At 65.0% G+C, this 11,940-nt stretch carries 13 protein-coding genes; 6 read left to right on the forward strand and 7 right to left on the reverse strand.

Translation table 11 applies throughout. The features are described 5' to 3' along the window. Positions 1-51: 51 nt before the first annotated feature. The 3 genes from BRADO_RS21015 (at position 52) to BRADO_RS21025 (ending at position 3,239) form a co-directional block, all read left to right on the forward strand. On the forward strand, positions 52-1,377 hold the full coding sequence (locus tag BRADO_RS21015) for an LLM class flavin-dependent oxidoreductase (RefSeq protein WP_011927360.1): 1,326 nt from the start codon (positions 52-54) through the stop codon (positions 1,375-1,377). Between the two features lie 119 nt (positions 1,378-1,496). Next, positions 1,497-1,664, forward strand: coding sequence for a 50S ribosomal protein L33 (rpmG, locus tag BRADO_RS21020; RefSeq protein WP_008960778.1), 168 nt, complete (start codon positions 1,497-1,499; stop codon positions 1,662-1,664). A gap of 222 nt (positions 1,665-1,886) precedes the next feature. After that, on the forward strand, positions 1,887-3,239 hold the full coding sequence (locus tag BRADO_RS21025; RefSeq protein WP_011927361.1) for a globin-coupled sensor protein: 1,353 nt from the start codon (positions 1,887-1,889) through the stop codon (positions 3,237-3,239). A 13-nt stretch (positions 3,240-3,252) separates the two neighbouring features. Here the strand turns inward: BRADO_RS21025 and BRADO_RS21030 are convergent, their stop codons facing one another. The 6 genes from BRADO_RS21030 to BRADO_RS21060 form a co-directional block, all read right to left on the reverse strand. Further along, entirely contained in the window at positions 3,253-3,483 is a 231-nt protein-coding gene (locus BRADO_RS21030) for a hypothetical protein (RefSeq protein WP_011927362.1), read from the reverse strand. 260 nt (positions 3,484-3,743) lie between these two features. Continuing rightward, positions 3,744-4,157, reverse strand: coding sequence for a DUF1127 domain-containing protein (locus tag BRADO_RS21035; protein ID WP_011927363.1), 414 nt, complete (start codon positions 4,155-4,157; stop codon positions 3,744-3,746). A 585-nt stretch (positions 4,158-4,742) separates the two neighbouring features. Further along, positions 4,743-5,132, reverse strand: a complete 390-nt coding sequence (locus BRADO_RS21045) for a DUF1127 domain-containing protein (RefSeq protein WP_011927364.1) — start codon at positions 5,130-5,132, stop codon at positions 4,743-4,745. Between the two features lie 458 nt (positions 5,133-5,590). Then, positions 5,591-5,947, reverse strand: a complete 357-nt coding sequence (locus tag BRADO_RS21050; RefSeq protein WP_011927365.1) for a hypothetical protein — start codon at positions 5,945-5,947, stop codon at positions 5,591-5,593. 813 nt (positions 5,948-6,760) lie between these two features. Then, a complete protein-coding gene (locus BRADO_RS21055) occupies positions 6,761-8,182 on the reverse strand; it encodes a PleD family two-component system response regulator (protein WP_011927366.1) in 1,422 nt (473 codons plus the stop codon). 12 nt (positions 8,183-8,194) lie between these two features. Then, positions 8,195-8,560, reverse strand: coding sequence for a response regulator (locus BRADO_RS21060; RefSeq protein WP_008964019.1), 366 nt, complete (start codon positions 8,558-8,560; stop codon positions 8,195-8,197). Positions 8,561-8,778: 218 nt separating this feature from the next. Here BRADO_RS21060 and BRADO_RS21065 point away from each other — a divergent pair, with 218 nt between their 5' ends. After that, entirely contained in the window at positions 8,779-9,078 is a 300-nt protein-coding gene (locus BRADO_RS21065; protein ID WP_011927367.1) for a DUF3572 domain-containing protein, read from the forward strand. 5 nt (positions 9,079-9,083) lie between these two features. Then, complete coding sequence (locus BRADO_RS21070) at positions 9,084-10,382, forward strand: DNA polymerase IV (protein ID WP_011927368.1); 1,299 nt, start codon at positions 9,084-9,086, stop codon at positions 10,380-10,382. 8 nt (positions 10,383-10,390) lie between these two features. Here the strand turns inward: BRADO_RS21070 and BRADO_RS21075 are convergent, their stop codons facing one another. After that, positions 10,391-11,251 carry a cell envelope integrity EipB family protein gene (locus BRADO_RS21075; RefSeq protein WP_011927369.1) on the reverse strand — a complete coding sequence of 287 codons (861 nt, stop codon included), beginning with the start codon at positions 11,249-11,251 and terminating at the stop codon, positions 10,391-10,393. Between the two features lie 205 nt (positions 11,252-11,456). Between BRADO_RS21075 and BRADO_RS21080 the strand changes: the two genes are divergently transcribed. Further along, entirely contained in the window at positions 11,457-11,924 is a 468-nt protein-coding gene (locus tag BRADO_RS21080; protein ID WP_011927370.1) for a RidA family protein, read from the forward strand. Positions 11,925-11,940 lie beyond the last annotated feature (16 nt).

Here is an 11,940-nt window from a genome sequence, read left to right on the forward strand (position 1 = left end):
TATCTCCCCAAGATAGCAAGCATTCACAGCAACCATCCTCGGACGCCCCTCATGGCCCCTCGTCAACTCAAGCTCGGCGCCTTCATGCGCCCGGTCTCGATCCACACAGGCGCGTGGCGCTATCCCGGCGCCTGGCCGGATGCCAATTTCAATTTCGCCCATCTCAAGCAGCTGATCCGCAAGCTCGAGGCCGGCAAGTTCGACGCCTTCTTCATGGCCGATCATCTGGCCGTGCTGAACATGCCGATCAATGCGCTGAAGCGCAGCCACACCGTGACCTCGTTCGAGCCGTTCACGCTGCTCTCGGCGCTTTCGGCGGTGACCGAGAACATCGGCCTGATCGCGACGGGCTCGACCACCTTCGACGAGCCCTATCATGTCGCCCGTCGCTTCGCCTCGCTGGACCACATCTCCGGCGGGCGTGCGGGATGGAACATCGTCACGACGTCGAACCCGGACGCCGCGCTGAATTTCGGCCTCGACGATCACATGGAGCACGCCGAGCGCTACAAGCGCGCCCGCGAGTTCTATGACGTCGTCACCGGCCTGTGGGATTCCTTCGCCGACGACGCCTTCGTGCGCGACGTCGAGAGCGGGCTGTTCTTCGATCCCGACAAGATGCACGTGCTCGACCACAAGGGCAAATATCTCAAAGTGCGCGGACCGCTGAACATCGCCCGCCCGGTGCAGGGCTGGCCGGTGATTGTGCAGGCGGGCGCGTCCGAGGACGGCAAGCAGCTCGCGGCCGAAACCGCGGAGGCGGTGTTCACCGGCGGCGGCAGCCTTGCTGACGGACAGAAGCTCTATGCCGACATCAAGGGCCGCATGGAGAAGGTCGGCCGCGATCCGGATCATCTGAAGATCCTGCCCGGCGCCTTCGTCGTGGTCGGCGACAGCGACGCGGAGGCCAAGGAGAAGCGCGCTCTGCTCGACAGCAAGGTGCATTACGACAGCGCCATCGCCTCGCTCTCAGTCATCCTCGGCACCGACGCCTCGGGATTCGATCCGGACGGCCAGCTGCCTGACATCCCCGAGACCAATGCTTCCAAGAGCGGCCGGCAGCGCCTCGTTGACGTCGCGGCCCGCGACAAGCTGACGGTGCGGCAGCTCGCGCAGCGGGTCGGCGGCTATGGCGGCCTGGCCTTCGTCGGCACGGCCAAGACGATCGCCGACCAGATGCAGGACTGGCTGGAGAGCCGCGGCTCGGACGGCTTCAACATCATGTTCCCGTTCCTGCCCGCAGGGCTCGACGACTTCGTCGACAAGGTGATTCCCGAGCTGCAGCGCCGCGGGATCTTCCGGAGGGAGTACGAAGGCCCGACTTTGCGCGACAATCTCGGCCTGCCCCGGCCGAAAAACCGTTTCTTCCCGGGCTAGCGGGCCCAGAATCTGGCCCGGCAACCTTGACTTTGGGGGCTGGCTGGGTAGGTTGCCGGCCAACGGCGCCCCCTCTTTGGCCGGCGTCCACCCCCGAATTCATTGCAGAGGTTCAAGACATGGCCAAAGCGGTCACCATCAAGGTCAAGCTCGTGTCGTCGGCCGACACCGGCTTCTATTACGTCGCCAAGAAGAATTCGCGCACCATGACCGAGAAGATGGTCAAGAAGAAGTATGACCCGGTCGCGCGCAAGCACGTCGAATTTCGCGAAGCCAAGATCAAGTAAGATCGCGGATCTGCTTTCGACTTCGACGGGGCCGTTTCGGCCCCGTTTTTATTGCGGAGGTCTGTATTCGCCCGTCGCGCGACCTGCGGTAACATTATCCGCCCCGTTGAACTTCGGTTCCCGCCGTAAGGAACCATCAACCAAACCCGTGCAATTCTAGGGGTAGCGAGGCACTCCGCAGCGCGGCCTCTCCCTTGCGTACGGATGACGGGCGGACCAGCGATGACCGATCTGACGACACTGCAATCCCGCCTCGACTTCATCGGCATCGACAACGCGACCCGGGAGCATCTGCGCGAGCTGCGGCCGCTGATCGGCAAGGTGCTGCCGGGCCTGCTCGACAAGTTCTACGCCCATGTCGGCAAGGTGCCGTCGCTGGCGAAGATGTTCTCCAGCCAGACGGCGATGCGGCACGCCCACAAGGCCCAGCTCGACCATTGGATGTCGCTGGCGACCGCCAAGTTCGACGACGCCTATGTGAAGTCCGTGACGCGCATCGGCCAGGCCCACAACCGGATGGGGCTGGAGCCGCGCTGGTACATCGCCGGCTATTCGCTGATCGTCACCGGCCTGCAGCAGGCGATCGAGACCGAGCTGTTAGACGGCTGGTTCGGCGGCCAGGCCGCGCGCGAGAAGAAGGCGGCGCTGCAGGCCGCGATCACCAAGGCGGCGATGATCGACATGGATCTCGCGCTGTCGGTCTATCTCGACGCCGCCAAGACCGAACAGCATGCCGCCATGCGGCGCATGGCCGACGAGTTCGAATCCACGGTCGGCCAGATCATCAACAAGGTCCATGCCGACGCGCGCACGCTGGAGGTCTCGGCCAACACGCTGAGCAAGACCGCCGAGCAGACCCAGCAGCTGTCGACCAGCGCGGCCGCGGCCTCCGGCCAGGTTTCGGCCACGGTCCAGTCGGTGGCATCGGCCGCTGGCGAGATGACGTCCTCCGTGCACGAGATCGGCCGCCGCGTCACGGAATCGACCAGCATCGCCAAGGAGGCCGTGCGGCAGATCGAGCAGACCGATGTCGGCATCAGCGAGCTGTCGCGCACCGCCGAGCGCATCGGCGACGTGCTCAAGCTGATCACCTCGATCGCCGCACAGACGAATCTGCTCGCGCTCAACGCCACGATCGAAGCGGCGCGCGCCGGCGACGCCGGCCGCGGCTTCGCGGTGGTCGCCTCCGAGGTCAAGGCGCTGGCCTCGCAAACCGCGAAGGCCACCGAGGAAATCGGTCAGCAGATCGAGGGCATCCAGAACGCGACGCAGTCCTCCGTCGCCTCGATCAAGCAGATCGGCGGCACCATCCAGCAGATCTCGGAGATCGCGGCCGGAATCGCCGCGGCCGTCGAGCAGCAGGGCGCGGCCACGAGTCAGATCTCGCGCAACGTCCAGGACGTCGCCGGCGGCACGGCGCGCGTGGTCGGCAATATCGGCGACGTCAGCAAGGGCGCAGACGCCACCGGCGCCGCGTCCTCACAGGTCCTCACCTCGGCCCACTCGCTGTCGCGCGAGAGCGACCGGCTGAAGGACGAGCTGGAGAAATTCCTGCGCAAGGTCCGCGCCGCCTGAACGGCGCGACGAACTACATGCCGTGGCTCTGGAACACCGCCGAGCAGCGCTTGCTGAGCTTCTGCCGGTTCTGCGTCAGGCAGTTCTGGACCGCGAAGTCGTCACCCATCTGACTCCGGCAGAACCGTTTGGCGTCGGGCGCGCACGCCTTCTGCTCCTGCGGCGTTCCCATATGGCCCTGGGCCAATGCGAGCGACGGCAGAACGGTCAGCGACACGGCAACGGCAAACATCAGCTTGGTCATCGGGGCTCCTCCTTGGGCCCGAGACAAACGCCCGCAGCGGCGCGCGGTTCCGGGGCAAGTTCGCCGACGCCGCATGCAAGATGGCACGCGCACCCCGTCTCACGCCTCCAAAGGAGAGACGGAGTCTTGATCAGAACTCTCCTCCGTCATTGCGAGCGCAGCGAACAGCATGCCGACCAATGAACTGCATCTTCTCCGCGCGGGATCACGTCAGGGCAGATCGACGGATCTGCCCTGAGGACACGAGCAAGAAGGCGCAATTACATCACGCCGCGCGACATCATCAGATGCGCCGTGTTGTCCTTGAGCTTCTCGAGCGCGCGATGCGCGGCGATGTGCTCGATGTCGGCGCGGTTGACGCCGATGTCGATCAGCTGCGTCTCGCTCAAATCCACCAGTTGAATGCGCAAACGCCGCAGCCGGCGGCCGTCCTGAAACGCGTGCCAAAGCTGCGCAAGCATGCCGCGCAGACCCGATATACCCGGCGGAGCAGCAGCGTTCTTCTCCGGCGCAGCCTCGCGCAACAGCGTGACGGAGGCTGGACGCGGCGCGGTTGGCACGTCCCGCGCGGCGTTGGTCTTGGTCGCGATGGTCTTGGTGGCGATGGGACGATCGAGACCGAGCGGCGCGGCATCGCGCGCGATCTCGGCAGTGAGGTGAGTGTGAGGTGGCATCGGTCGCTCCTGCTGTGTGATGCCGGCAGGGAGCGTGGCCAAACAAAAGGCCCCGTCCGATGCCGGCGGGGCCTGGTGGAATGATCGTGTCGTCGAAACCCTAGCGCACGACTCCTTCCACGGCCCGGCTGCAGCGGGTCGTATGTTTGCGATTGGAGCGGCGCACGACGTTGATCATGATTTGCGGATAGCACGGGGATTGATCGAGATCAAGGTATGTAGTTCCTCGCGCGCAGCCGAGCACCCATGCGCGAAGCCCGACCGTTGCCGTGCCTGTTCGCGCGATCGCTGGACCGAATGGATTCCAACGAGCCCCTCGATCTCTCCACTGTCATTGCGAGCGCAGCGAAGCAATCCAGAGTCCCGCGGACCACCCTGGATTGCTTCGCTGCGCTCGCAATGACGCTGCGGATGGATCCCCACTGAGCTGACATGCGGACGAAACGACGCGTTCGTTAGTCCGCCATGTCGTTTCGCCTCGGATAGGTAGGGCGGATTTGCGCCAGCGTAATCCGCCGTCTCACGCCAAGACCGAGCGGCGGATGACGCTGCGCCAATCCGCCCTGCTGGCGTGCATGACTTCGGCTACATCACACCACGCGACATGCTCCGTGCTTCGTCCTTCAGCCGCTCGAGCCGCTGCTGGGCGACGATGCATTCGATCTCGCCGCGCGCGATGCCGATATCGGTCAGCTCCCGCTCGCTCAGGCCGTCCAGGCTGGCGCGGATGCGCTCGCGTGTCCGCCAGCCCTGGAGCGCGCGCGCACAGCGCCCGATCAGACGGATGATCGGCCAGGTCGGTGTGACTGGCGGCCCCGCGGCATCCTTTTCCGGCGACACATCTCCCGGCGCGGTGACAGTCGCATTGGATTGTCGCGCGGCTTGCGCGTCCTTCAGGGCGGCAGAGAGTCCGGCAGAGGGCACGGAGACCTTGCGTTCGGTCTCGGCCGTGAGGTCGGTCTGATGAGGTGGCATCGGTCGCTCCTGCTGTTGGGCCGGCAGCGAGCGAGACCAATCAAAAGGCCCCGTCCGATGCTGGCGGGGCCTGGTAGAAACATCGCGTCGTCGAACTCCTAGCGCGCGTCTCCCCCCACGACCCGGCCGAAGCCGTTCATGTCTGCGTGGTTGACGTGGCGCATCGATTTGCTCATGAGCATCTTGATACCATCGATCTCTCGCAAAATCAAGAGATGTTCCGCGATGTCTCACAGCTTCGCGGCGAGTAGGTCGAACTGATGAGTTGGACCGTCTCGGCTGTGGCTTGACGGGCGCAGCCGGCGGCAAAGGCGAGCCAACAACGTCCTGACAGAAGACGTCGAACTGTGTCTGAACATGTCCGACACGACCGACGCCTCCGGAAGTCCTTGATATGGTCGGCGACCAAACAGCTGAGGCTTGGCTGCCGGAGCTATCGGACAGCGGGGTCTACGCGCTTAGAGGCGCAGCGTGACCGTCTTGCTCTCGGCGCTGCGCTGATCCGACAGCGTCACAGTGACACCGACTTTGAACACCGGCATTCGACGCAGGCTCTGCTCGATCCTCGCCTCGTCGAAACCGACGGTGGTGAAGACCCGCGCATCTGGACAGAACGTGATCTCCGTCCCTCGCCTCGGCGCGCCGTCCACGATCCCGGCATCGCCCGTGATGCGCAACGGCGCTTCGGAGCGACCCCGGCCAAAGCGCATCACATGCTCCTTGCCATCGCGCCAGACGCGCACCTGCAGCCACTCCGACAGCGCATTGACGACAAACAGCCCGGCGAGCAGACCAGGCCAGGATCGGCGCGTCATGATGACTTCGACAGCCGAGATGCCCTATTTGCGCAATTGGTGAAGGTCGTTCGCCGTCATCGGCCAGCCAGGCGGCAAGATTTTTGTTTCTTCTTTTCAGAATTCGTGCTATCTGCTCTCGTATCCTACCTCGCCATGAGGGGCGCATCGCGATCGTCACGAGCGTGAGGTGGGCTGCGGTGGGCGTGTCGGGGTGCAGCATGGCTTGGCCGCGCGGACGAACATCCCGATGCGCACGGTGAAGCCGTGTGGTCCTGGCCTCCCGATGCTGAGGCCAAGTCGGCGCTCGCGACGAGCGCGCTGATGACGGGGGCAAGAACGCCGGTCCCCGGGGAGAGCACGGAGTAAGCCGTAAAGCCATCGCGCAGGGAGGGCCGGATGTCCGGTCCGTACCTGTGGTTCTGCCGCGTGCTTTTTTGCTGCACGCGGACCATGGGTGCGACCCGCACCCGGCCTTCCCTGCGCCCTCTGTTCTCGATGAGGGTTTTAAGTGGCACAGCTCGGGCGCGGTGGCGCGGCGAGGATGAATGAGTTCGCCTCTGTGATGAATGGCACGGTGCGCGCGCACCCACAACCGTCATCGTCCGCGAAGGCGGAAGATCCAGTACGCCGCGGCGCCTCTGTGACCCGCGAAGTCTCTGGAATACTGGATCACCCGCCTTCGCGGGTGATGATAGCGGAGAGCTTCATACCTATCCGTCCTTGGAGTCAGAGCGCCCCGCCCACGAGGCCCGGAATGGCACGATGGCAGACGCAGGGACGCACGGGCGGCAACTTGAGCCAGCGAAGGAGAGAGCGGAGCCGCCCTGCCCTCTATCGGCCCCGACCGGCCGCCTGCGGCAGGAAGGAGGATGGCTGATGCACCGGCGCGATGGCGACCGCGCGGTTGCGGCCTTCGTTCTTGGCGCGGTACAGCGCGGTGTCGGCGCGCTTCATGACGTCGGCGATCGGCTCGCCCTTCTGCTCCAACGTGGAGATGCCGATCGAGACCGTGACGTCGATGCGCTTCTCGCCCTTGTGCACCGAGAACGGCTCATTGGCGACCGAGCGGCGCAGGCGCTCGGCGACCATGCCGGCGACGTGCAAATCGGTCTCCGGCATCACGATCACGAACTCCTCGCCGCCATAGCGGCAGGCGAGATCGATGCCGCGGATCGACTTGCGCACCCGCATGGCGAATTCCCGCAGCACGTCGTCGCCGGCGTCATGGCCGTAAGTGTCGTTGATCGACTTGAAGTAGTCGAGGTCGAGCATCATCAGCGCCAGCGGCTTGCCGCGGCTCGCCGCCTGGTCGGCAAGCGTCGACAGATGCGTCTCCATGTAACGGCGATTGTGCAGGCCTGTCAGCGCGTCGGTGATCGCCATCTCGATCGAGTTCTGCACGTTGTCGCGCAGGTGATCGGTGTAGCGGCGCTTGCGGATCTGGGTGCGCGCGCGCGCCAAGAGCTCGTTCTTATCGACGGGGCGCAACAGATAGTCGTTCACGCCGATCTCCAGGCCGCGCAGCAGCCGGGAATTGTTCTCGGCTTCCGCGATCGCCAGGATCGGCACGTGACGCGTGCGCTCCAGCGAACGCAGCTGGCTGCACAGCCGCAAGCCGTCGAAATCGTCGAGGTCGAGCGAGACGATGACGAGATCGTAATTGCCGTCGGCCGCGTTGAACACGGCCTCCGCCGGATGCGGCTCGACATCGACCGAATGCTCGGTCGCCAGCATCGGTCCGAGCCGCTCATAGGACGACGGCCGGTCGTCGACCAGAAGGATCCGCCCGCCCTTTCCTGCATCGGCGACCGCGTTGCGCTCGGGCGCCTGCACGCCGATCTCCAGCGAGGTCAGGGCGCGCATGCGCAGCTCGTCGGTCATCATCTTCAGCCGGGTCAGCGAGCGCACGCGCGCGATCAGCACGACGTCGGAGACCGGCTTGGTGAGAAAATCGTCGGCGCCGGCCTCGAGGCCGCGCACGCGGTCGGACGGGCTGTCGAGCGCCGTCACCATCACGACGGGAATGAAATGCGTCGCCGGGTTCGACTTCAGCCGGCGGCAAACCTCGAAGCCGTCCATGTCCGGCATCATCACGTCGAGCAGGATGATGTCGCATTCGGCGCGCTGGCAGATCTGCAGCGCCTCGGCGCCGTTCGAGGCGGTCAGCACGTCGAAATATTCGGCCGACAGCCGTGCCTCCAACAGCTTGACGTTGGCGGGGACGTCATCGACGACAAGGATGCGCGCGGACACTGCAGAAACTCCTCAGCCGATGAAACGTCGCACGGTTTCTATGAATTTTCCGACCGAAATCGGTTTAGAAAGATAGGCTTCGCAGCCACCCTCGCGGATGCGCTCCTCGTCGCCCTTCATCGCAAAAGCCGTCACCGCGACCACCGGGATCGCGCGCAAATCCGGATCGTCCTTGATCCATTTCGTCACTTCCAGGCCGGAGACCTGCGGCAGCTGGATATCCATCAGAATGAGATCGGGCCGGGTCCGGCGCACGATGTCGAGCGCCTCCACGCCGCTGGACGTGCCGGACGTCTGGTACCCATGGGCTTCCAACAGATCGCGGAAGAGCTTCATGTTGAGCTCGTTGTCTTCCACGATCAGGACGGTCTTGCCCATCCGCCCCTCCGAATTACTGACACCCGACTGCCCTCCGGTGGACACCTGCCCACCGCTACCCATCTAATTCAAACTAGCCCCAGATTCGTTCAAAGCCGTTAAGGCGGTATTCCATCTTCGACCGAGATGGTTTCCACTTGCTTGAACCCGCTCCGAAGACTCGGGCATGATGGCCTGCAAAGTAGAGACGACAAGTTAATGGAAAGGCAAATGCCCCGTTGAAAAAGCGTTCTCAAAATCCGCGCGAAGTCGCTGAAATCGTTGCCATTCAGGCCTTGTCTTTCCTGGCCGGGGAACCCGAGCGCATCGGCCGGTTCCTGGCCGAGACCGGGATCGGGCCGGAGACGCTGCGGACCTCGGCGGCCGACCCGAATTTCCTGGCCAGCGTGCTCGATTTCGTGCTGCGCGATGACGCGACGGTAAAGGCTTTTGCCGAAAGCTCCAAGTTACATCCGACCAATATCATGGCCGCAAGGCAGGTATTGGGCGACCGGCAGTGGGAGCGCGACGTGCCGTGAGCACGATGGCGCCAGAAGGAGGGACGCACGCGGTCAGCCGGCCGACCTGCTTCTGTCGCGACTGCCTGTCGGATCTCGCCTCCACGGCGCGCCGCTGCAGCGCCTGCGGCTCGCCGCGGCTGGTCCGCCATCGCTCCCTGCCCGGGCTCACCTTGGCCCATATCGACTGCGACGCGTTCTATGCCACGGTCGAGAAGCGCGACAATCCAGAGGTCGCCGACCGTCCGGTCATCATCGGCGGCGGCAAGCGCGGCGTGGTCTCGGCGGCCTGCTACATCGCCCGCACCTATGGCGTGCGCTCGGCGATGCCGATGTTCAAGGCCCTGGAGCTGTGCCCCTCCGCGGTGGTGATACGGCCGGACATGGCGAAATACGTCCGGGTCGGCCGCGAGGTCCGGCAGGCGATGCAGGCGCTGACGCCGCTGGTCGAACCGCTGTCGATCGACGAGGCATTCCTCGACCTCTCCGGCACCGAGCGTGTCCACGGCATGATCCCGGCGAAAGTGTTGGCGCGCTTCGCCCGCGAGGTGGAGCAGATCATCGGCATCACGGTCTCTGTCGGGCTGTCCTGCAACAAGTTCCTTGCCAAAATCGCCTCCGATCTCGACAAGCCCCGCGGCTTCGCCGCGCTCGACCAGGACGAGGCCCGCGATATGCTTGCCGACAAGCCGGTGGGCTTCATCTTCGGCGTCGGACCGGCCAGCCAGCAGCGGCTGGCGCAACACGGCTTTCGCCTCATCTCCGACCTGCAGCGCGCCGACGAGATCGAGCTGATGAAGCAGTTCGGCGGTGAGGGCCGAAGGCTTTGGCGGCTGGCGCGCGGCCTCGACGATCGCAAGGTGGTGGCCGACCGCGGCGCCAAGACGATCTCCAGCGAGACCACCTTCGACACCGACATCCGCGACTACGCGACCTTGGAGAAGCTGCTCTGGCGGCTGTCGGAGAAGGTCTCGGCGCGGCTGAAGGCGAGCCAGCTCGCCGGCTCGACCATCACGCTGAAGCTGAAGACATCAGATTTCCGCCAGCGCACCCGCTCGCAGTCGATCGCCGCGCCCACCCAGCTCGCCGGCAAGATCTTCGCCATCTGCAAGGAGATGCTGGCACGAGAGACCGATGGCACGGCGTTCCGCCTGATGGGCGCCGGCGTCAGCGCGCTGCGCCCGGGCTCGGAAGCCTCCGACACCGACATGCTCGACCGACGCTCAGCCTCCGCCGAGCGCGCGATGGATGCGCTACGCAAGAAATTCGGCCAGGCCGCGGTGATCCGCGGCATCGCCTATGGCGGGCCGGAGGAGACGGAATGACGCCCGTCTCAGTTGCTGCAGGGCTTGTTGGAGTCCTTGCTGTCCTTGACGTCGAACTTGCCAAGCGCGCCTGCAATGACGAAGTCATTGTAGTCGAGCACGAGCGCGCGCGAGACGCCGTTCTCATACAGCTCGAACGACATCGCATAAACAGGCGTCTGCTCGCCCTCCGTCCGCTTGGCGTCGCGGTCGTAGTAGCTGACCGTGACCGGCCAGCGCGTCAGCGACTTCATCTCGTCATTGTCGGTCGAGGCGTCCGGCTTGGCCGGAGCCTTGTCGCCCGGCACCGCTGCGCCGATCACCGTGAGAGTGTTGTAGACCTTCTCGCCATTGTCGGAGCCGTCATACACCGACAGTTCGAGCAGCGACTTGCCCTCGCGGGCGGCCGCGATGATGCGCTGGATCTGCTCGGTCGGAAACACCGTCGAACCGTCGAGCGTGAAGGTTTTCGCCTCCGGCTGCTTCAGCTTCACCGTGATGTGGTCGCCGCTGCGCTCCGCGATGCCGTCCACCGGGCTGGAGGCCTGGTCGTTCATCCGCGAGTCGATCTTGAAGCGGTAGCTCTTGCCGGCGCCGTCCTCCCACGCCGTCGAGCGCAGGTCGCTGAGCGTGACCTTGCCTTCGCCGAGATCGAGCTCGGAGACCTGGCGGAAGTCCGAGGTGTAGCCGTTACAGGCATTGCCGGAGAAATTATAGAGAATGCGGCCGCGCGCGCTGTTCACCGGGCTCGATCCACGCGACTTCAGCAGGCTCAGCTCATACAGCGCCTGGTGCGGCAGGAACGGCACTCCTGCCCCGGCCTGCGCCGGACCGAACGTGATCGCGGCAATCGCCAGCGCTCCCATCGACAGTCGAAACGAATGAGCCATGAGTTTTCCTCGGGGGACGTATCGATAAACCGTCACATTAAAGACCGCTGCATTACGTCGCAACTGCGGCTGTCTCACGGAAACGTGCGATCACGGGGCCCAGTTAACGGCGGCGGCCGCTGCTTGCATGTCGCTGGCAACTGCGCCAAACAGGGCCGCGGTCCGGCACGGGCCCATTATTCACGCGACAGATCGGGGATTTGCGATGGCGGGTACGGTTGAACAGACTCTGGCGTCACAGGGCATCACGTTGCCGGCGCCGAAGGCTCCGGTGGCCAATTATGTCCCGTTCGTGCGCACCGGCAATCTGCTGTTCGTCTCGGGTCAGGTCTGCCTCGGCGGCGACGGCAAGCTGATCGCGGCGGGCAAGCTCGGCGGCGGCGTGTCGATCGAGGACGGCTATGCCGCGGCGAAGGGCTGCGGCATCAACCTGCTCGCCCAGGTCAAGGCGGCGGTCGGCGATCTCGACAAGGTGGTGCGCGTGGTGCGGCTCGGCGGCTTCGTCAATTCGGCCCCCGACTTCCTGGATGGACCGAAGGTGCTCAACGGCGCCTCGGACCTGATGGTCGCAGCGTTCGGCGACAAGGGCCGCCACGCCCGCACCACGGTCGGCGTCGCATCGCTGCCGTCGGATGCGGCAGTGGAAGTCGAAGGCGTGTTCGAGGTCGAGTGAGATTGAATTGGACGAG

Origin of the sequence: Bradyrhizobium sp. ORS 278, from assembly GCF_000026145.1 — a bacterium.
Taxonomy (GTDB): Bacteria; Pseudomonadota; Alphaproteobacteria; order Rhizobiales; family Xanthobacteraceae; genus Bradyrhizobium.